We start from the raw sequence: 19,732 nt of genomic DNA, 5'->3' as shown, positions 1-19,732 counted from the left end.
CGGCTCAACGACCACCCAGGCCTGATCAGTCAGCTCATGACGACGCACCACGAAAACACCAACGCGCCAACCACTTTGCGGACACGACCTAGGGGGCGTCTGACAATCCGCCGTCAGCGCGCCGGGCTGGGCCGGCCTGCCAGCTGTCGCACCGCCTCCCGCATCCAGCCTGATCCGTCAGAAGGGCCCTAGCGCGCAGAGGAGCCGCTCGCTCCATGCGTCGGAACGGACTCACGGCAGCCGCGCCCGCGAGCCCTCACATCCGGGACCTCAGCACATCGACCTCGCACCTCGGCGCGAACGGGTCGAACCCGTGCTCGGCCAGCCAGCGAACCACCAGCAGGCTCCACAACGACCACCACGCGCGGATCACGTCGAGGTCGACGTCGGTGCCGTGGCCGACGACGACGTCGTCAAGGTGTTCCTCGTGGCCGAGCGTGAAGGTGGCGAGGTCGTACAAGGCGTCGCCCCGGCCCGCCTCGGACCAGCCGATGATGCCCGTGACCTCGTCGCCGTCGACGAAGACGTGCGCGATCTGCAGGTCGCCGTGCGTGAACGCCGGAGTCCACAGCCGGAGTGCGGCCTCGGCGACCTGGCGGTTGCGGGTGACCAGGTCCGCGGGCAGGACCCGGTTCGTCACGAGCCGCTCGCACTCGTCGTCGAGTTCCGCCGCCAGGGCGGCGGTGCTCCGATCGGCCCGGCCCGGCCGGGGCGGCAGCGGCGCGTCGTGCAGCTTCCGGATGGCGGCGCCCGCGGCGGCCCATGCCATCGGTGATCCGGTCGACGGCCCGCCGAGGCGTCCCAGCGTCGTCCCCGGGAGCGCGGCGAGCGCGAGCACGGGCGGCTTGCGCCACAGCACCTCAGGGGTGGGGACCGGCGCGAGGGACATCGACTCGACCTCGGCGTCCACGCGCCCCTGATCGGCATCCACCTTCAGGAACACCTCACCTACGCGCAGGGTCGCGCGCTCGGAATGCGCGACGACGACTTCGACCTCATCCATGGCCGACCAGTGTCCCGGGGGTGATCGCCGACGTCGCCGGGTTTCTCACGTGCGGCGACGCGGCCAGCCGCCGCCCGCACCCGACGACGTGTCCCACAGGGAACGCGTGCCGCAACCGGCCACGTCCAGGGCCAGTTCGGCATACATGGCGTTGGCCCAGGAGAACCAGTCGCGAGTGAACGTGTCCGGGTCGTCCTTGTGGAAGGACTCGTGCATCGCGCCGGTTCCGCCGTCCGTGGCGATCAGCGTGCGCAGCAACTGAAGCCGCCGGTCGTGGTCGTTGCTGGTCAGGCCCTCCACGGCGAGAGCGATCGGCCAGATGTGGCCGTCGGGGGTGTGGGGGCTGCCCACGCCCTCGGCGGCCGTTCCGCGGTACCAGGTCGGGTTGGCGGGGGAGAGCACGAACGCGCGCGTGGCCAGGTACAGCGGATCCGACGGCGAGACGTCCGCGACCAGTGGCAGGGACAGCAGGCTGGGCATGTTGGCGTCGTCCGCCAGGAGCGCGTTGCCGAGCCCGTCCACCTCGTAGGCGTAGATCGGACCCTGCCCGGGGTGGTCGACGGTGCCGTGCAGCCGGGTCGCCTCCCGAAGCCCGCCCGCCAATTGGGCGGCTTCGTCGGCGAGTTCGCCGTCTTGGAGGTGCCGCGCCATCGCGGCGACGCCGTCGAGGGCAGCGGCGGCGCACAGGTTGGCGGGCACGTTGTACCCGTACGTGCACGCGTCGTCGCTGGGCCTGAAGCCGCTCCACGTCATCCCGGTCGGGGCGACGGGCGTGCCGCGGCCCCCGTTGCCCAGCGTGTCGGTCGGCGGCACGTTCGCCCGCACGAAGCGGTACTTCGACAGATGCTCGTGGTCCTGCTCCGTGCGCCACACAGTGATGGCGGAGCGCGCCGCCTCCATCGCCTGCGCCAGGTGGTCGGTGCGCCCGGTCGCCCGCCAGAAGCGGTGGGCGAGCAGGAGCGGGAAGGCGAGGGAGTCGACCTCGTACTTCTCCTCCCACACCCACGGGTCCTCGCACAGGTCGTCCGCGTCGTGGGCGCGGCCCGACGGTTCGGCGTTGAACGCGTTGGCGTACGGATTGTGCGCGATCTGGCCGAACTGGCGGCGCAGCACGGCGAGGAGGAGCTCCTGAAGGTCCGTGTCGTCCTTCAGGAGTGCGAGGTAGGGCATCATCTGCGTCGTCGAGTCGCGCAGCCACATGGCGGGGATGTCGCCCGTCACGACGAAGGCGGTGCCGTCCGGCATCGGGCGGATGGTGCGGGCCAGCGTGTCGTCCAGGCAGCGCACCAGCGTCTGTCCGAAGCGGGGGTCGCCGAGCTCGTCGAGACGGCGGACCGCCTGCTGGACGACCGGGTTGTGCTGGACGCTGAGGGGGAACGGCATCGTCGGCCTTTCGATGGCGGGCGCTGCCAAACGTAGATCACGAACAAGGGCCGCGGAAGGCCGCGGCGGACATCGAGCACGGGCCCCGCCCTGCCGGTCGGGGGAGTGCGCGAGCGGTCATCGCCGGACCGGATACCGCAGGTGCAGGGCGCGGCGTCCCTGGACGACGACGGGGTCCTCCAGGAGCAGGTGGCCACGCGCCAGCTTCGCGAAGTAGGGGATCCCCTCGCCGAACAGCACCGGCACGAGGCTGACGCACACCTCGTCCACGAGGCCCAGGTCGAGCGCCTGCTGGGTGACGGCCGCGCTCGCGATCGTGACGTCCCGGTCGCCGGCGATCTCCTTGGCCCGGGCGATCGCGGCCCCGACCCCGTCGACGAACGTCGTGGTGGGCCACTTCCCGGCGGCGTCCTCGGGTGCGCGATGCGTGACCACGACGACGGGTGCGCCCGCCGGATGCTTGTCGCCCCAGCCGTCGGCGATGTCGAACAGCCGCCGCCCGGCGACGAGGGCGCCGCAATTCCCCGTAAACTCCTCAAGTACCCGTGCGCCCGCCTCGTCGACCTGGAACGTCACGGTGTCGTTCGGGTTCGGGACGTTCACGGCTCCCGCCTCGTACCACTCGAACAGCTCCCCGACCTCGTCCCGCGGACTCGCGATGAACCCGTCCAGCGACATCGTCATGTGCGTCAACACCTTGGCCATCGTGGGTCTCCCAGCGCTCGCCGTCGTTTCGTCCGTCACGGGCATCGACCGCCGGTGACGGTGGGACTCATCGGCATTCCGGCGTCGCACCTCAAATCCGTGGCCGACGCCTGCCCCGCCGTCCATTGACAGTGCGTCAGATCTCGCTCACCGTGCGGCCATGAGCATCGCCGAGCCACCCGCCCGATTCCGTCCCCGCGGTGCCGAGTCCTGGCGCGACCCCTACGCGATGTACGCGGCCCTGCGCGACCACGATCCGCTGCACCACGTCGAGGACGGCGACTACTGGGTGCTCTCGCGCTACGTCGACGTGCTGGACGCCCTGCGCCGCCCCGAGGTGTTCTCCTCGCGCAAGGGACTGACGGTGGTCGGCGACGACATGGCCGCCGTCGGGGTCGACGTCGCGCCGCCGCTGGTCATGCTGGACCCGCCGGAGCACACCGAGTTCCGCGCCCTGCTCACGAAGGGATTCACGCCGCGCCGCGTGGAGTCCGTGGCCGACGCGGTGCGCGCCTTCGTGCGCACCCGCCTCGACGCGATCGACGGGAGCGCCGCGGCGGGCGGTCCCGTCGACATCGTCGCCGAGCTGATGCGGCCGCTGCCGTGCTTCGTCGTCGCGCACTACCTGGGCGTCGACGAGGCCGACCGGCAGCGGTTCGCCGGCTGGACGCGGGCGATCGTCCAGGCGGGCGCCAAGGGCCACGCGCTCGACGCCCACGAGGCGGTCACGGACCTCTTCGCGTACTTCGCGGAACTCGTCGAGCGGCGCCGCGCGGACCCCGCCGACGACACCGTCTCCGACCTCGTCCGTGTCCTGGGCGACGATCCGCAGGCCGTGATCCGGATCCTCGGCTTCGCCTTCACCATGATCGCGGGCGGGAACGACACGACCATCGGCCTGCTCGCCACCACCGCGCAACTCCTCACCGAACAGCCGGCGTTGAGAGACCGGGCCGCGTCCGACCCGGAGTCGGCAGCCCCCTTCGTCGAGGAGGCGCTGCGCCTGGCCTCGCCCGTGCAGGGCCTGGCCCGCACCCTCACCGAGGACCTGACGCTGCACGGCAGGACCGCGCCGGCCGGGGCCAGGATCCTGCTGCTCTACGGCTCCGCCAACCGCGACCCGCGCGCCTTCGGCCCCCGCCCGGACGAGGTCGACCTGGAGCGCGGCGCCCCGCAGCACCTGGCGTTCGGCTATGGCCCGCACCACTGCCTGGGCGCCGCGGCGGCTCGCCTCCAGGGACGGACGGTCCTCACCGAACTCCTCGCCCGCTTCCCGCGGTTCACCGTCGACGCCGCCCGCGGCACGTTCGCGGACGGCGCCTACGTGCGCCGCTACGAGACGCTGCCGTTCGCGACCGGTGGGTGAGAGGAGGCGGCGGCGACCGCGACCCGGTTCCCGCCGAGGTCTGGACCCCGAGGGGATCTCCGACGAGCATGGTCCGTGCACGGTACAGCGGCCGGTGCGCGGGACCGGGCCCGGCTGCCGTACGCGCATCACCTCCGAGAAGACGAGCGGGATCGACGAGGGGACGGCCGCATGCCACTGGAACCGGTGACCCAGATGTTCCTGGCGGAACTGGCCGAGGCCGACGGCCCGGCGATGCACGAATCCACGCCGGCCGTCGCCCGGCTGCACGGCCCGATCCTCTCCGGTCTCAGCGGCCGGGGACCGGAGGTCGCACAGGCGCGGGACGTCAGGATCCAGGGCCGGGACGGCGGGCGGATCCGCATTCGGGTGCTGCGTCCCGAGGGCACCCCGCAGGCGGTCGTCGTGTACTTCCACGGCGGCGGCTGGGTCCTTGGCGACATCGACCTCCAGTACGACCACGTGGGCCGACGGCTGGCGAACGCGACGCGGGCGACCGTGGTCCTCGTCAACTACCGCAAGGCGCCCGAGCATCCGTTCCCGACCGCTGTCGAGGACAGCTGGGCGGGACTGAACTGGGCCGCGGAGCACGCGGCCGAACTCGCGCCGGACGGCGCCCCCTTGCTCGTCGCGGGCGACAGCGCGGGCGGCAACATCGCCGCCGTGATGACCCATTGGGCGCGGGATCGCGGCGGGCCCGTCATCGCCTACCAGGCCCTCGTCTACCCCGTCACCGACTGCGACCTGGACCGGCCCTCGTACCTCGCCCCGCAGAACCAGCTCCTGCTGGCCCGAGACACCATGGTCTGGTTCTGGGACCACTACCTGCCCGACGAGCGGGCCCGCGCCCACCCGGACGCCTCCCCGCTGCGCGCCGACAGCCTCGCGGGCCTGCCGCCCGCGCTCGTGTACGTCGCCGAGTGCGATCCGCTGCACGACGAGGGCGTCGCCTACGCGCAGGCCCTGCGCGACGCGGGCGTCCCGGTCGCTCTGGAGGAGGCCGCGGGCCAGATGCACGCCTTCTTCCAGATGGTGGGCATCCTGCCGGGCTTCGACGACGGGCTGAGCCTGGTGGCGGAGCACATCAACACGTTCGTCGCCGAAAGGACGGTGTGAGCCATGGCCGACCACGACGTGATCGTCATCGGTGCCGGTTTCGCCGGCCTGTACCAGCTGCACCGGCTGCGCGAACTCGGCTTCGACACCCTGGTCGTCGAGGCCGGCGCGGACGTCGGCGGCACCTGGTACTGGAACCGGTACCCCGGCGCCCGCTGCGACATCGAGTCCGTCGAGTACTCCTACTCGTTCGACGCCGACCTGGAACAGGAGTGGGACTGGAGCGAGCGCTACGCCGCCCAGCCGGAGATCCTCTCCTACGTCCGCCATGTGGCCGACCGCTTCGACCTGCGCCGCGACATCGTCCTCAACACCCGCGTGGAGTCGCTCGACTGGGACGACACGGCGCGCCGCTGGACCGTGACCGCCTCCGACGGCACACCCCGCACCGCCCGCCACGTCATCGCGGCCACCGGATGCCTGTCCGTGCCCTCCCGGCCCGACTTCGAGGGCCTCGCGGACTTCGCGGGCGAGGTGCTGTGGACGTCGAGCTGGCCGCGCGAGGGCGCCGACCTGACCGGCAAGCGGGTGGCCGTGATCGGCACCGGTTCCTCCGGGCTGCAGACGATCACCGCGATCGCCCCGCTGGTGGGCTCGCTCACCGTCTTCCAGCGCACCCCGTCGTACGCGGTGCCCGCCCACAACGGCCCCAACGCCGCCCGTCTCGCCGCGGCGCGGGCGCGCTACCCGGAGCGCCGCGAGGTGTCCCGCGCCTCCTCGAAGGGCTTCGACTGCGACGAGGACGGGCAGGTGCTGCTCGCCGAGACCGAAGAGACGCTGATCCGCGGCGAGCTGGACCGCCGCTGGGACGACGGCGGCCTCTGCTTCGGCAGCGGCTTCAGCGACCTGCTCAAGGACGCGGAGGCCAACGAGGCCGTCGCCGAGTACGTCCGCGCCCGGATCCGCGAGAAGGTCAAGAGCCCCGAACTCGCCGAGCGGCTCACCCCGCGCACGTACCCGATCGCCAGCAAGCGGATGTGCGTCGACACCGGCTACTTCGAGGTGTTCAACCAGGACAACGTCACTCTGGTCGATCTCAACGAACGGCCCGTCCGGCGCATCACCGAGCACGGCATCCGCACCGCGGACGGGGTCGCGCACGACGTGGACGTCATCGTCATGGCGACCGGATTCGACGCGATGACCGGCGCCCTCAACGCCATCGACATCCGGGGCGTCGAGGGCCGCCCGCTGCGGGAGAAGTGGGAGCACGGGCCGCGCACGTATCTGGGCCTGATGTCGGCCGGCTTCCCCAACCTGTTCACGGTGACAGGACCCCAGAGCCCGTCCGTGCTCTCCAACATGATGACCTCGATCGAGCACCACGTGGACTGGATCACCCGCGCCCTCACGCACCTGCGCGAGCGTGGACTCGACCGCATGGAGGCCGACCCCGACGCCGAGGACAACTGGGTCAACACCACCAACGACCTCGCCGACCTCACGCTCATGCCGCAGGCCGCGTCCTGGTACATGGGAGCCAACATCCCCGGCAAACAACGTGTGTTCATGCCGTTCATCGGGGGCGTCGGCCTCTATCGCGACCTCACGAACGGCATCGCGGTGAGCCATTACCACGGGTTCGAGCTGAGCTGACCGGGAGTGTGACGGCAGGCCCTACTTCTCGACGCGCATCTCGCTGCGGATGTGTCCCGTGAGCTACGCCGCGTCCTCCTTGGACACTCCGAAGGTCCCGTCTCGCGGCGTGACGATCCCGACCGTCGAATAGTCGGCCCAGCCGCACCATGTCGTCTCGGTGGCCGGCGCGTCGTCGGCCCGGTTGTCCACCTCGAAGTCCACGCACTCCAGCGCCGCTCCGCTGAGAGAGTCCGCCTCCGCCTCCTCTTGCGTGCCGAAGAACGTGACGAGGTTGCCGGGAGCCTTGTCCGTAGCCGCTCTGACCTTCTTCTCCACGAGCTCGAAGTAGTAGCTCAAGGCCAGTTCGGGGTTCTCGAACCTGCCGTAGGCGGCCGTGACCGAGAAGCTCTTGCCGTCCTGCGCACGCTGCAACGAGTCCGCTGCCGCGCCCGGATCGGAGGTGTCGACGCCGCTGAGCATCTGGTCGGAGTAGCTCGCGGCGAGCTCCGTGGACTTCTTCATCTCGTGCCACGCCAACACCTTGGGATCGTCCGAGGCGAGGTTCGGGTCCGCTTCGTCGCCGTTGCGGTAGTAGTTGGAGAACGACATCGTCGACGGCGCGGTCAGCGTGTGCGGGCCGTCGTCCTTGAGGCCCTTGTAGCCGAAGAACCAGAACAGCGCGCCGCCGATCGCCACCAGAACCACCCCCACGCCGGCGGTGATCGCCAGGGCCTTGCCGCCGCCACGCCGCGGCGGGTATCCACCCGGCTGCTGCGGGAACCCGTAACCGCCGTGCTGCGGCTGCGCGAACGGGCCGGGCTGGCCGGGCTGGGCATACGGGCCGGGCTGACCCTGCTGCGGGAAGGGGCTCGGTTGACCCTGCTGCGGGAACGGCCCCGGCTGCCCTGGCTGCGCACCGTACGGGCCCGGATAGTTGCTGCTCGCTGGTGAATTCCTCCCCCGTGCCATTGCGTCCGCACATCCTGCCCGACGCACCGGGCCCATGCGTAACTCGGCGCCCGACGGGGTCCTCGCCCATCTCGCGCCGTCCAAGGGGGCGTTGTCAGTGGGGCCTGGCACTGTGTGCGTATGAGTCGGATCATCTCGTTCAGCACGGCGGCCAAGGCGCAGGTCATCGGGTTCCTCGGCGCCGCCGAGAAGTTCACCGCGGAGCAGCGGCGCATCGCCGCGTTCATGCACGAGCGGGCGCGGGCCCGGCAGGCGGACGTGGAGCGGCAGCACCTGGGCTGGGAGTTGACGGTGCCCGAGGCGCTCGACCACCTGCTCGCCGGGCACGCCACCTGCACCGCGGAGGCGGCGGGCAACGCGTACGCGGAGGCGATGCAGATAGTCATCGACGGCAACGCCTCGGATCCGGTGGACCTCGCCGTCCACTCGAAGCCGGCCACGTTCTTCGACGCGCTCGACACCGAGCTGCGCCGCGCGGGAGTCCCCGCCGCCCTGCTCCCCGGTGGCCACGTCATGGGCGGCCTGCCGACCGAGTTCCCCTTTCCGCTGCCGCTGCCCGAGCACGCCATGGAGAACTTCGGCCACTGGCCGCTGGAGAGAGTCAAGCCGGCGGTCGACGCCTACCGGGCGGTCCTGGACCGGATCGACGAGAGCTTCGCCTTCGACCTGCAACTGCTCATCGAACGTCTCGAGTTCGAGCACGAGGAGTGGGACGAGCACCACGAGCACGATTGGTTCACCCAGGACACGATCTTCTTCTCGATCACGGGGTGAGCGGGATGCGTACCGTGGTCGCCCTCCCGGGGACGTTCTGCTCGCCGGTCATCTACGACCGGGTGCGGCTGCTGCTCGACGAGCGGTTCGATGTGCGCGCTCCCTCCTGGATGACGGACGCGCCGAGCTGCACCCTCGACGGCGTGGCCGGCTGGGTCGCCGACCGGCTCGCCGCCGACGGGAGCGATCCCGTGCTGCTGATCGGGCATTCCACGGGCGGCGCCATCGCCCTGCGCCTGGCGCTGTCCCGCCCCGACCTGGTCGGCGGCCTCATGCTGATCAACACGGGACCGCACATGCGCGGACACGGCGACGTCACGGCCTTGATAGCCGGCATGGAGCGCGACGGCACCTCCCGCGTGGTCGGCCCGGTGCTCGACCGTTCCTTCCACCACGCCCCGACACCGGAGGACCGGCAACGCCTGCTGGACTACGCCCTCGAGGCGCCCCTCGGCTCGGCCCTGGAGGTGCTGCGCAGCCAGCGCGCCGCCGACCTCACCCCGGACCTGCCCGCGCTGCGGATGCCGGTCTCCATCGTGCACGGCCGCTTCGACCCCGTCCGGACCGTCGAGGCCGCCAGGGACATGGCCGCCGCGATACCCGGCGCCGGCCTGCACCTCGTCGACTCGGGCCACAGCCCCATGTACGAGACACCCGGCGCGGTCGTCGCGGCCATTGAGGAACTGGACGGACGCATGGACCGCCGGTAACCCCCTCGGGGGTGGCGCCCCGTCAAATGGGCCGCGCGGTGAAGCGATTCAAGATCCCGAGACGGCTTCACTCGAACGTGTGGCGGGGGGTAGGGTCGAAAGCGACAGCCGGGCTTCCGCGCCCTGTCTCCTACCCCCACCCCGTCCGCTCCTCGCAGTCGGCCCCCACGCCCTTTTCCCCTCGAGGTCCGCATCCATGATTGAGATACCCGAGCTGGCCGCGGGCGCGCTGGCCGCCGGGACCGTTTCGGCGTTCGTGCTCGGCGGCGGCCTCGTCAAGTCCCGTCAACGCGGCGACAGGCAGCGCGTCGAAGCCGCGTCGCTCCGCTCCCGCCTCGAAGCGTCCCGCCTGGAGCTCGAGGCGTCCCGTGCGGAGGCCGAGGCCGCCCGCGAGGAACTCGACGAGCTGACCGCGGCGTTCACCTCCGAGATCGCCCACCTGGCCGGCACCCGCATGCCGGCCACGGCCACCCACGCCGCCCATCCGCACTACCAGGTGCCCGGCCCCCTGCAACCCGAACTCGGCGGCAAGGAACTGGCCGACGGCCTCGGCGCGGTGCTCGACGTGCTGCGTGGCGCCATCGCCCAGGAGCGCAAGCGGGTCGACGCCTCCGCCCGCGCCGGGATGCGCGGCGCCACCCGCGAGATCCAGGCGGGCCTGTACCGGCTCCAGGACGTCCTGCGCGGGCTCCAGGAGCGCTACGACGACCCGGAGTTGGCGCAGACCCTGTTCGCGCTCGACCACGAGAACGAGCAGTCGCTGCGCCGCGCGCAGGTCGCCGCCGTGGTCTGCGGGGCCTGGGTCGGGCTCGCCCGCGGCGAGTCGCACCTGGTGGAGGCCGTCACCGGCGGCCAGTCCCGGCTCGCCGGATACGAGCGGGTGGAGGTCCACAACCACCTCGAGGACGGCACCGGCCTGATCTCGCACGCCGTCGAGCCGGTCGCCATCATCGTGGCCGAACTCCTCGACAACGCCCTGCGGCACTCCTCGCCCGACACCTCGGTGGGCGTGCACCTCGAACGCGTCCACCACGGCGTCAGCGTGACCGTCGACGACGCGGGTGTCGGCATGAGCTCCGACGAACGGGCCCACGCCCAGCGGATGGTGGCGGGGGAGGAGCCCATCCTCCTGTCGGAGCTCGGCGACCCGCCGCGCATGGGACTCGCCGCGATCGGCCAGCTCACCCGCCAGTTCGACCTGTCCGTCGACCTGTCGTCGCCCTCGCCGTACGGCGGCGTCCGCGCGGTCCTTCTCGTCCGCGACCACCTGCTGTGCAAGATCGCCCCCGAGGAGCGCAGGCCCGCCGCCGCGGCCCCGCGCTCCACGCGCGAGACCGCCGACGACACCGGCCACGACACCACGCACGCCCTCGCGGCGGACGAGGCACCGGCTGCTCCTGCCATGCCGCCCGCCCGCCCGGACACCCCGCCCGCCGACGGCGACGAGCTGCCCCGACGGCGCCGCCGCGCCCGCACCGACGCGCGCGCGGACGCCCGCCCGGCACCCCCGACGCCGCGGCCCGCCGCGCACCGCAGCCCCGAGGAGCAGGCCGCCGCCCTCGGCGCACTCCAGGCGGCCACCGCCGCGGCGCGGGAGGAGCGGCCCGCACAGCAACCGCACGACACCGCCGGCGACCGCCCCGGCACCGGCGAGCACAGTGAAGGGAACACCCCCGATGAGTAGCCGCGACCTCGGCGACAGCGCTTGGGTCCTCGATCCGATCCTGGAGATCCCGCACGTCCAGGCCGCCGTCCTGCTCACCAGGGACGGACTGGTCTCCGGATACACCGAGGCGCTGACGCAGGCGTCCGCGGAGCGTGTCGCCGCCATCACCAGCACCGTGCAGGGCGCCTGTCGCACCGCGGCGGCCGCCTTCGCCGACCAGGAGTCCGCGGACGTACGCCAGGTGGTCATCGAGTCCGACCACGGCTACATCCTCGTCGCGCCCACCGCGCACGGCACCTGCGTGGCCGCCTTCGGCGACCCCGAGGTCCGGCTCGATCTGCTCGGCCACCGGGTCCACTCGCAGGTGGCCAGGCTCGGCGAGAAGGCCATGGCGGCCGCGCCGCGCGGGGCCGACGGCGGCACTGAGGCATGACGGGCCGCCGGAGCGGCCGGCCGCTGGTCCCCGCGTACCTCGCCACCGGCGGGGTCGCGCGGCCCAGCCGCAACAGCCTGGAGCGGCTTTCCGTACTGACGGGCGTCGCCGCGCCCTGGCCCGCCGCTCTGCCCGCCGCGCAGCACGCCCTGCTGCGCACCCTGGACGGCGGCTCGCTCACCGTGGTCGAGTCCGCCGCCCTGCTCGAACTCCCGGTCTCCGCCGTACGGGTGCTCGCCGCCGCACTGATCGACCAGGGACTCGTGGGCGCCCGCCCACCGGTCCCGCCCGCGGCGCAGCCCGATCCCGACCTGCTGAAGAGAGTCGCCGATGGCCTCCGCGCCCTCAAGCGCTGAGCCCGCACCCGCGGGCGCCGCCAACAGCTCCGTACATCTCCCGGACACCGCGCGCGAGTTGGTGAAGATCCTGGTGACCGGTCCTTTCGGGGTGGGCAAGACCACCCTGATCGACTCCGTCTCCGAGATCCGCCCGCTGCACACCGAGGAGCAGCTCACCGAGGCCTCGGTGGCCGTCGACGACCTCGCCGGTGTGCGGGAGAAGAAGACCACGACCGTCGCCATCGACTTCGGGCGGATCAGCCTCAAGGGCGGTGCCGTGCTCTACCTGTTCGGCACGCCGGGACAGGAGCGCTTCCGCGCACTGTGGGACGACATCGCGTACGGCGCGCTCGGCGCCCTCGTACTGGTCGACACCCGCAGGATCGACGAGTCCTTCGACGCCCTCGGTCTCGTCGAGGAGTCCGGGCTGCCCTACGCCGTCGCCCTCAACACCTTCCCGGACAGCCGCAGTTACACCGAGGAGCAGATCCGGGTCTCCCTCGACCTGGACCCCGACACCCCGATGGTGATCTGCGACGCCCGCGACACGCACTCCTCCGTCGACGCCCTGCTCGCCCTCGTGCAGCACCTGATCGACCGCGCCACCCCGGAGCCCCGATGACGTATCCCGCGCAGGCCGAGGACTTCCACCTGTCCGCGCCGGTCCGCCTGTGGGAGGACGGCTTCGCCGCCGACCCGCACAGCTACTACGCGGCCCTGCGCGCCCAGGGCCCGGTGGGCCACGCCGAACTCGCCCCCGGCGTACCCGCATACGTCGTCACCGACCGGCGGGCCGCACTCGACCTGCTGCACGACACCGAGGGCTGGTCGCACGACCCGAGGGCGTGGGAGGAGACCGTCGACGGCGACGCGCCGATCCTCGGCATGATGCGCTGGCGGCCCAACGCCCTGTTCAACGACGGCGATCTGCACGTGCGCTACCGGCGCTCGCTGTCCGACGCCTTCGACCTGGTGGAGCCGCACGACCTGCGCGAGCGGGTGCACCACGCCGTGGACGTGCTGGCCGCCCGGATGGCGCCGCGCGGCCGGGCCGACCTGGTGAGCGAGTTCGCCCGCCCGCTGATGTCACTGGTCTTCAACAACCTCTTCGGGCTCCCGGACAGCGAGAGCGACCGCCTCCAGGACGCGATCGCCCGCGTGATGGACGGCGGCGAGGACGCGGCGCGCGGCGAGGAGGAGTTTGGCCGCTACATCCTGGACCTCGTCGCCGCCAAGAGCGCCGAGCGCGGCCAGGACCTCACCAGCTGGCTGCTCGACCACCCCCTCGGGCTCACCCCCGAGGAGGTCACCTGGCAGGTCTTCCTCATGCTCGGCGCGGGCCACGAGCCCACCGCCAACCTCGTCTCCAACTCCCTTTCGCGGATCCTCGGCAACCCCGCGTACTACTCGACGCTGACCAGCGGTTCCCGGCCCGTCATGGACGCGGTCGTCGAGGTCCTGCGCCACGAGACGCCGCTGGCCAACTACGGCATCCACTTCGCCCGCGAGCCGCGCACCTTCCACGGCGTGTGGGTGCGCGCGGCGGTCCCCGTCGTCATCTCCTACGGGGCGCTCGGGCACACCGCGGAGGAGGCGGCAGGACAGTCCTCGGCCCCGCGCCATCCGCAGGACGCCTCGCACCTGTCCTGGTCGGCCGGGGAGCACTCCTGCCCGGTGAAGCAGCACACCCTGCTCATCGCCACCGAGGCCATCGAACGCCTCACCCAGTGGCTGCCCGACCTCGAACCGCTCACGCCGCGCGAACAACTGACCTGGCGCACCGGCCCGTTCCACCGCTCCCTGACGGAACTGCCCGTCCGCTTCGTCCCCCGTACCGCATCCTCGTCAGGAGCAGCCGAGTGACCGAGACCGCGTCTTCGCCCCGTATCGCCATCGACCCGTTCGGCGCCGACCTGCCGGCAGAGGCCGCCAGACTGCGCGAGGCGGGATCCGTGGTCCCCGTCGAACTGCCCGGCGGCATCCCGGCCTGGGCGCCCACCCGCTACGACACGCTGCGCTCGCTGATCCTGGACCCGCAGGTGAGCAAGGACCCGCGCAAGCACTGGTCGCTGTGGCCCGAGGTCGGCGAACACCCCGAGTGGGGCTGGGTCCTCGGCTGGGTCGGCGTGGTCAACATGCTCTCCACCTACGGCTCCGACCACACCCGGCTGCGCAAGCTCGTCGCGCCCAGCTTCACCGCCCGCCGCACCGAGGCGATGCGCCCCCGTGTCGAGCACATCACCGACACCCTCCTCAAGGCTCTCGACGCGGCGGACCCCGACGAGGTCGTGGACCTGCGCCCCACCTACGCCAACCCGCTGCCGATGCAGCTGATCTGCGAACTCTTCGGCGTGCCCGACGAGTTGCTCGGCCCGGTGGAGCGGCTCGTCGACGCCATCATGGACACGTCCGACCCGAGCCCCGAGCACGGCGCGTTCGTGCAGGAGCAGATCGGCACGGTGCTGCCGGCGATCATCGCCCACCGCATCGAGCACCCCGGCGACGACATGACCACCGAGCTGCTGCGGGTGCGCGCCGAGGACGGCGACCGGCTCAGCGAGGAGGAGCTGCTCTACACCCTGCTCCTGGTCATCGGCGCGGGCTTCGAGACCACCGTCAACCTTATCGGCAACGCGGTCGTCGCCCTGCTCACCCATCCCGAGCAGCTCGCCGCCGTCCGCTCCGGCGAGATCACGTGGGACGCCGTCATCGACGAGACGCTGCGCGTCCACCCCTCCATCGCCAGCCTGCCGCTGCGCTTCGCCGTCACCGACGTGACGATCGACGGAGTCACCATCCCGGCGGGCGACGCCATCCTCACCACGTACGCCGCCTCGGGCTACGACCCCGAGCACTACGGGCCGACGGCCTCGGAGTTCGACGCCACCCACGACGCCGACGACCACCTGTCCTTCGGCATCGGCGTCCACCGCTGCATCGGCGCCCCGCTGGCCCGCCTGGAGGCCCGCACCGCCCTGCCCGCCCTCTTCGACCGCTACCCGAGCCTCAGCCTCGCCGTCGGGGAACAGGACCTGCGCCAGGTCCCGTCGTTCATCGCCTACGGCTGGCAGCGAATCCCGGTGCGCCTGCACGGCACGGGCGTGCCCACGACACCGTAGGCCTCGAAGCCCCACGGCCCGACCCGTCCCAGCCGTCGTGCACGACCATGACGGCTGGGTGACGATGAACCCATGGGGAGTACCGACCAGCCCCGGGCACACACGGGACACAGTCACCTGTTCCCCGGAGCACGCATCCGGGTGGAGGGCCTCGACGCCCCGACGGCGCACGTCGACACCCCACAACCGCTGACCTTCGTCGTGCAGTTCGCGGACGGCGAGGAGGCCGCCGCCGAGGTCCTCGTGCCCGGGGACGGCCGGCCGGATTCGACCGTGCTCGCCGTCGAGGCCCACACCAGCCGCGCGGGGACGGATCTGCCCGCCCAGTCCTGGATGATCAAGGAATACCTGCTCGACGGCGACGCACTCGTACTGCGCCTGGGCGTACGGCTCAGGTAGGGCTCGCCACCGGATGCACACGGTCCACACCTGGGTGAGCATGGTCGAACCGCCCTCGATCCGCTGCAGAGCCACGACCGGCCTCAGCGACCGGCCTCAGCGACGGGTCGACGGGCACATGACGTCGACCCAGAGGAGAAACCGTGGTTTCCGACCAGGACGCGAACGAGCACGAGGGCCCCGCCGACGGCGGAGCGGCCGGAGTGCCGGGTGTGCACGACGGTGGCGCGGATGGCGGTGCCGAGGGCCCCGCTGACGGTGGTGCGGCCGGAGTGCCGGGTGTGCAGGACGGTGGTGCGGATGGTGGTGCCGAAGGTCCCGCCGATGGTGGTGCGGCCGGGCAGCCGGGTGTGCAGGACGGTGGTGCGGACGGCGGCGGTAACGCCTCTTGACCGCTCCCCGGACCGGGCTCCGGAATCCCGGTGGCTCAACGCGCGCCGGGATTCTGGAGAACCGTCTGACCGGCCTCGCCTTCGAGGAATTCGCCCACAAGGTCTGGTCGCGCACCGCTCTGCTCACGAACGCCGCGAGCGACTTCTCCGATGTGTTCGGGGCCGACGCCGTGGACGAACTCGTGTCGGGCCGAGGACTGCGTACGCCGTTCCTCCGCGTGGCCAAGGACGGCGCCGTGCTCCCCGAGTCGTCGTACACCTCGTCCGGCGGCGTCGGCGCGACCATCGCGGACCAGCTGGACGACACCGCGCTGTGGCGGCTGTTCGCGGACGGCGCCACGCTCGTCCTCCAGGCGTTGCAGCGCACGTGGGCCCCGGTCGGTGACCTGTGCGCGCGGTTGAGCGCCGAGTTGGGACACCCCGTACAGGCCAACGCGTACATCACCCCACCGCTGAACCGGGGCTTCGACGACCACTACGACGTCCACGACGTGTTCGTCGTCCAGATCAAGGGCCGCAAGCGCTGGCTCGTCCACGAGCCTGTGCACCCCGATCCGCTGCGCGACCAGCCCTGGACCGACCGCCGCGAGGCGGTCGCCGAGGCGGCGCGCGAACCCGCGTACATCGACACGGTGCTGGAACCCGGCGATGTGCTGTACCTCCCGCGAGGCTGGCTGCACGCCGCCGAGGCGCAGGGCGAGGTCTCGGTCCATCTGACCCTGGGCGTGCATGTCTGGACCCGGTACACGCTGGCCGAACAACTCGCGGAGGCCGCTCTCGCCGAGTTGCGCGGCGACGCCGACATGCGCGCCTCGCTTCCGCTGGGCGACGCGGCGGCGGCCGACGCGATCGACGACGTCAGGCAACGCCTCGCCGCCGCCGTCACCGAGGCCGACCCCGCCCCGCTGTTCCACCGCACCCGCCGAGGCCAGGGCCGCCCCGCCCCGCTCGGCCCGCTGGCCCAGCTCGCCGCCGTCGACACCCTCGACGCTCGGACGCCGGTACGCCTCAGGGCCGCACTCGAAGCCAGGTGGGAGGGCACCCGCCTGACGACCCGGGTGGGCTGGCTCGACTTCCCCGAGAGCGACCGGGCCGCCGTGCACGGCCTGCTCGACGGTGAGGTCCGCACGGCGGGCGACATCGGCCTGGCCCTCGCCGAACGACTGCTGCGCGCGGGCGTCCTGGTACCCGCGGGACGGTAGCCGCCCGTGCCTCCCAGCGACCGCTTCTTCTGCGCAGAGGCCGCCCGCATCCGCGGAGACTCCCTCGCGGGCACGGCGCCGCGCGGCGCCGTCTGGGTGCTCGTCGAGTACCGCGGCGCCTGGCCCACCAACGGTTTCGACGGCATCGACCTCGAACCGGAGGTCAAGGCGCACGTCTGGGACGCCGCCCACGCGGTCAGGGCCCGCATCCTCCTGGTCAGACGGCTCGCCCGCCCCCGGTCCGAAGGCCCTGGCCGCTGGGCCGTGTTGCACCACGAACCGTCCGGCGCGTACCGGCAGCGCTGGGGGACCTGGACCCGCGACGCCGATCTGCTGGAGATCGCCGAGGCCCTGCGCACACCGGGCGGGCTCGACCGTCCGCCGGTCGTCCTCGTCTGCGTCCACGGTCAGCACGACATCTGCTGCGCGGTGCGCGGGCGCCCCGTCGCGAAGGCGCTGAGCAGGCTCTGGCCGAACCTCGTCTGGGAGTGCACCCACGTCGGAGGGGACCGGTTCGCGGCCAACGTCGTCGTCGTGCCGGACGGGGTGTACTACGGCGACCTCGACGCGGACTCGGCCACCGAGGTCGTGCGGGAACATCTGGCCGGACGCATCCACGCCCGGCACCTGCGGGGGTACACGGACCTCGCGCCGCCCCAGCAGGCCGCCGTCACCGCCCTGTTGGCGCACTTCGGCCCGTCCGGCCGCCACGACTACGCCGTCACCGGCACGTCCCGCGACGGAGATGTCTGGCGCGTTCGCGTCGAGCTCCACGCGCCACGGCCGACCGCCTTCGACATCGAGGTGCACGGCCACCGCACGGCCCCGCACCGGCTGACCTGCCGGGGCCCGCAACCGAGCGCGACCGTCGCCTACGAGGCGCGGACGATCCGGCCGGTGTGATCCCTCAGCCCGAGGGTTCGACCGTCACCTTCACATGCTTCATGATCGGCTGGTCGCTCTGCGTGCTGTGGTCGCCGATCGCGCAGAGCACGTTCATCTCCGGCATGTACCCGGCCGCGCAGCCGCGCGGGATGTCGTACGGGACGGCCGGATAGCCCTTCAGGCCACGCTTGCTGCCGTCCCGGGCCGTGCTCGTGATGTCGACCGGGTCGAACTCGCCGATGCCGCGCTCGCGCATGTCGTCCTTGTTCAGGAAGACCAGTGCGCGCAGGTTCTTGACGCCCCGGTAGCGGTCGTTGTCCGAGTGGATGGTGGTGTTCCACTGGTCGTGGGAGCGCATCGTGCCCAGCGCCAGGGTGCCCGGCTCCGGGATCACGTCGGGCAGCGGTGCCGCGGAGAACTCGGCGCGGCCGGAGGCCGTGAGGAAGACCAGTTCGCGGGCGGGCTGCTTGATACGGAAGCCGAGCGGGAGGCGCACCCGGCGGTTGCAGTCCTCGAACCCGTCGATGACCTGCGCCATGGAGTCGCGGACCCGGTCGTAGTCCTCGACGTACCACTCCCAGGGTGTGCTGCTGTCGGGCAGCGTGGCGTGCGCCATCCCGGCGACGATCGCCGGCTCGGACAGCAGGTGCTCGGACGCCGGGCGCTTCATGCCGACGGACAGGTGCACCATGCTCATCGCCCAGGCACGGCAGGATCAACGTCCGCCGCCCGTGCACGAGATGGCTCCGGTTGAGCTTCGTGCTCACCTGTACCGTCAGCTCGCAGGTCCGCAACGCCTCGTCCGTATACGGGGTGTCGGGCGCCGCGAGCGCGAAGTTGCCGCCCATGCCGACGAAGCCCTTCACGTCGCCGCGCCGCATCGCCTCGATCGTGCCGACCGTGTCGAGCCCGTGCTCGCGCGGCGGGTCGATCTCGCACGCCTCCGCGAGCCGGTCCAGGAACGTGTCACTGGGCCGGTGGTCGATGCCGCAGGTCCGGTTGCCCTGCACGTTGCTGTGCCCGCGCACGAGGGAGGGGCCCGCGCCCTCGCGGCCCAGCGCTCGGTCTGCGGCCCGCGACCGCCGCCGAACGCGGGGGCGCGGGCGGGCCCTGCGTACGGCTCGCCGCCATCGCCTGGACCGTGCTGATCCGTTCCGCGAGCCGGCCGGCGGGACTGCTCGGACAGTTGCGGGGGCAGGCGGTCCTGCTCCTGGGGCGGCGTCGTGGGCAGCCGGAGCTGTTGGCCGAGCTGCTGTCGATGGCCGAGTTCGAGAGCGCGACCGACACGCGGGCCGGGGCCGTCGAGCGCGGCTCGCCGGGCCTGGCCCGCTGATGAGTGACCTCGCGACACCCGTACCGGCCGAAGACCTCGTCCAGGACCGGGCGTTGGGCAGCGTCGTGGCACTGCTGTGCGCCCTCGTCCTCGTCCACGGGCGCGCGGCGGAACGGGTGCGGCGCGCGCTGGCAGCCTGCGGCGCCGCCGACGAACTCGCCGAGCGGGTCCTGGAGAAGCCGGGCGCCGCCACGCTGCCGGAGCTGCGCTCACGGCTCGCCGAGGCCGTCGTCGAACTGCGCGAGGCCGACGAGGCGGCGGCCGGCGAACTGTGGCCCGCCGAGCTCGACCCCACCGAGCTGGCGGCCGCCGAACAGCGCGCCCACCGGCTGCTGCGACGCCTGGAGTGAGCCGGCCCCGC

21 protein-coding genes and 1 pseudogene are annotated in these 19,732 nt (G+C 72.3%); 17 read left to right on the top strand and 5 right to left on the bottom strand.

Annotated elements, in window-relative coordinates; translation table 11 throughout:
• Positions 1-256 precede the first annotated feature (256 nt).
• The 3 genes from ACIA8D_RS39185 to ACIA8D_RS39175 form a co-directional block, all read right to left on the bottom strand.
• Entirely contained in the window at positions 257-1,003 is a 747-nt protein-coding gene (locus tag ACIA8D_RS39185) for a phosphotransferase family protein (protein ID WP_399239820.1), read from the bottom strand.
• A 45-nt stretch (positions 1,004-1,048) separates the two neighbouring features.
• The gene (locus ACIA8D_RS39180; protein ID WP_399239818.1) at positions 1,049-2,386 is read right to left on the bottom strand and encodes a glycoside hydrolase family 125 protein; all 1,338 of its coding nucleotides are present in this window, start codon (positions 2,384-2,386) and stop codon (positions 1,049-1,051) included.
• A 117-nt stretch (positions 2,387-2,503) separates the two neighbouring features.
• Positions 2,504-3,091, bottom strand: a complete 588-nt coding sequence (locus ACIA8D_RS39175; protein WP_399239816.1) for a dihydrofolate reductase family protein — start codon at positions 3,089-3,091, stop codon at positions 2,504-2,506.
• Between the two features lie 160 nt (positions 3,092-3,251).
• Between ACIA8D_RS39175 and ACIA8D_RS39170 the strand changes: the two genes are divergently transcribed.
• The 3 genes from ACIA8D_RS39170 (at position 3,252) to ACIA8D_RS39160 (ending at position 7,169) form a co-directional block, all read left to right on the top strand.
• Positions 3,252-4,457: a cytochrome P450 gene (locus ACIA8D_RS39170; RefSeq protein ID WP_399239814.1), complete on the top strand. Its 1,206-nt coding sequence runs from the start codon at positions 3,252-3,254 to the stop codon at positions 4,455-4,457.
• A 171-nt stretch (positions 4,458-4,628) separates the two neighbouring features.
• Positions 4,629-5,573 carry an alpha/beta hydrolase gene (locus ACIA8D_RS39165; RefSeq protein WP_399239812.1) on the top strand — a complete coding sequence of 315 codons (945 nt, stop codon included), beginning with the start codon at positions 4,629-4,631 and terminating at the stop codon, positions 5,571-5,573.
• Between the two features lie 3 nt (positions 5,574-5,576).
• The gene (locus ACIA8D_RS39160) at positions 5,577-7,169 is read left to right on the top strand and encodes a flavin-containing monooxygenase (RefSeq protein ID WP_399239810.1); all 1,593 of its coding nucleotides are present in this window, start codon (positions 5,577-5,579) and stop codon (positions 7,167-7,169) included.
• 63 nt (positions 7,170-7,232) lie between these two features.
• On the opposite strand, the gene ACIA8D_RS39155 is transcribed toward ACIA8D_RS39160, so the two are convergent.
• Positions 7,233-8,120: a hypothetical protein gene (locus tag ACIA8D_RS39155; RefSeq protein WP_399239808.1), complete on the bottom strand. Its 888-nt coding sequence runs from the start codon at positions 8,118-8,120 to the stop codon at positions 7,233-7,235.
• Between the two features lie 120 nt (positions 8,121-8,240).
• Here ACIA8D_RS39155 and ACIA8D_RS39150 point away from each other — a divergent pair, with 120 nt between their 5' ends.
• The 12 genes from ACIA8D_RS39150 to ACIA8D_RS39095 all read left to right on the top strand — a co-directional run bounded on the left by ACIA8D_RS39150 (position 8,241) and on the right by ACIA8D_RS39095 (position 18,056).
• Positions 8,241-8,894, top strand: coding sequence for a hypothetical protein (locus tag ACIA8D_RS39150; protein WP_399239806.1), 654 nt, complete (start codon positions 8,241-8,243; stop codon positions 8,892-8,894).
• Positions 8,895-8,899: 5 nt separating this feature from the next.
• Positions 8,900-9,604, top strand: coding sequence for an alpha/beta fold hydrolase (locus tag ACIA8D_RS39145; RefSeq protein ID WP_399239804.1), 705 nt, complete (start codon positions 8,900-8,902; stop codon positions 9,602-9,604).
• Between the two features lie 196 nt (positions 9,605-9,800).
• Positions 9,801-11,288: a sensor histidine kinase gene (locus ACIA8D_RS39140; protein ID WP_399239802.1), complete on the top strand. Its 1,488-nt coding sequence runs from the start codon at positions 9,801-9,803 to the stop codon at positions 11,286-11,288.
• Complete coding sequence (locus ACIA8D_RS39135) at positions 11,281-11,703, top strand: roadblock/LC7 domain-containing protein (RefSeq protein ID WP_399239800.1); 423 nt, start codon at positions 11,281-11,283, stop codon at positions 11,701-11,703. Before ACIA8D_RS39140 ends, ACIA8D_RS39135 begins: the two co-directional genes overlap by 8 nt.
• Positions 11,700-12,059 carry a DUF742 domain-containing protein gene (locus ACIA8D_RS39130; RefSeq protein WP_385756304.1) on the top strand — a complete coding sequence of 120 codons (360 nt, stop codon included), beginning with the start codon at positions 11,700-11,702 and terminating at the stop codon, positions 12,057-12,059. Before ACIA8D_RS39135 ends, ACIA8D_RS39130 begins: the two co-directional genes overlap by 4 nt.
• The gene (locus tag ACIA8D_RS39125; protein ID WP_399239798.1) at positions 12,034-12,663 is read left to right on the top strand and encodes a GTP-binding protein; all 630 of its coding nucleotides are present in this window, start codon (positions 12,034-12,036) and stop codon (positions 12,661-12,663) included. The genes ACIA8D_RS39130 and ACIA8D_RS39125 overlap by 26 nt, the downstream gene beginning before the upstream one ends.
• Positions 12,660-13,904 carry a cytochrome P450 gene (locus ACIA8D_RS39120; RefSeq protein WP_399239796.1) on the top strand — a complete coding sequence of 415 codons (1,245 nt, stop codon included), beginning with the start codon at positions 12,660-12,662 and terminating at the stop codon, positions 13,902-13,904. The genes ACIA8D_RS39125 and ACIA8D_RS39120 overlap by 4 nt, the downstream gene beginning before the upstream one ends.
• Positions 13,901-15,160 carry a cytochrome P450 gene (locus ACIA8D_RS39115; RefSeq protein ID WP_399239794.1) on the top strand — a complete coding sequence of 420 codons (1,260 nt, stop codon included), beginning with the start codon at positions 13,901-13,903 and terminating at the stop codon, positions 15,158-15,160. Before ACIA8D_RS39120 ends, ACIA8D_RS39115 begins: the two co-directional genes overlap by 4 nt.
• 72 nt (positions 15,161-15,232) lie before the next feature.
• On the top strand, positions 15,233-15,559 hold the full coding sequence (locus tag ACIA8D_RS39110) for a hypothetical protein (protein ID WP_399239792.1): 327 nt from the start codon (positions 15,233-15,235) through the stop codon (positions 15,557-15,559).
• A 143-nt stretch (positions 15,560-15,702) separates the two neighbouring features.
• Positions 15,703-15,951, top strand: coding sequence for a BatC protein (locus tag ACIA8D_RS39105; protein ID WP_399239790.1), 249 nt, complete (start codon positions 15,703-15,705; stop codon positions 15,949-15,951).
• The gene (locus tag ACIA8D_RS39100) at positions 15,948-17,153 is read left to right on the top strand and encodes a cupin domain-containing protein (protein ID WP_399239788.1); all 1,206 of its coding nucleotides are present in this window, start codon (positions 15,948-15,950) and stop codon (positions 17,151-17,153) included. The genes ACIA8D_RS39105 and ACIA8D_RS39100 overlap by 4 nt, the downstream gene beginning before the upstream one ends.
• Before the next feature lie 6 nt (positions 17,154-17,159).
• The gene (locus ACIA8D_RS39095) at positions 17,160-18,056 is read left to right on the top strand and encodes a sucrase ferredoxin (RefSeq protein ID WP_399239786.1); all 897 of its coding nucleotides are present in this window, start codon (positions 17,160-17,162) and stop codon (positions 18,054-18,056) included.
• Positions 18,057-18,060: 4 nt separating this feature from the next.
• Here ACIA8D_RS39095 and ACIA8D_RS39090 read toward each other — a convergent pair.
• Positions 18,061-19,096, bottom strand: a pseudogene (locus tag ACIA8D_RS39090) (molybdopterin dinucleotide binding domain-containing protein); the annotation flags it as partial.
• A gap of 83 nt (positions 19,097-19,179) precedes the next feature.
• Here ACIA8D_RS39090 and ACIA8D_RS39085 point away from each other — a divergent pair.
• Positions 19,180-19,371, top strand: coding sequence for a hypothetical protein (locus tag ACIA8D_RS39085; RefSeq protein ID WP_399239824.1), 192 nt, complete (start codon positions 19,180-19,182; stop codon positions 19,369-19,371).
• On the top strand, positions 19,371-19,721 hold the full coding sequence (locus ACIA8D_RS39080; protein WP_399239822.1) for a hypothetical protein: 351 nt from the start codon (positions 19,371-19,373) through the stop codon (positions 19,719-19,721). The genes ACIA8D_RS39085 and ACIA8D_RS39080 overlap by 1 nt, the downstream gene beginning before the upstream one ends.
• The last annotated feature ends 11 nt before the right edge of the window (positions 19,722-19,732 follow it).

The sequence above is a fragment of the Streptomyces sp. NPDC051684 genome, from assembly GCF_044453445.1.
In the GTDB taxonomy this organism is placed as follows: domain Bacteria; phylum Actinomycetota; class Actinomycetes; order Streptomycetales; family Streptomycetaceae; genus Streptomyces.
This window is presented reverse-complemented; position numbering and strand designations above follow the sequence as displayed.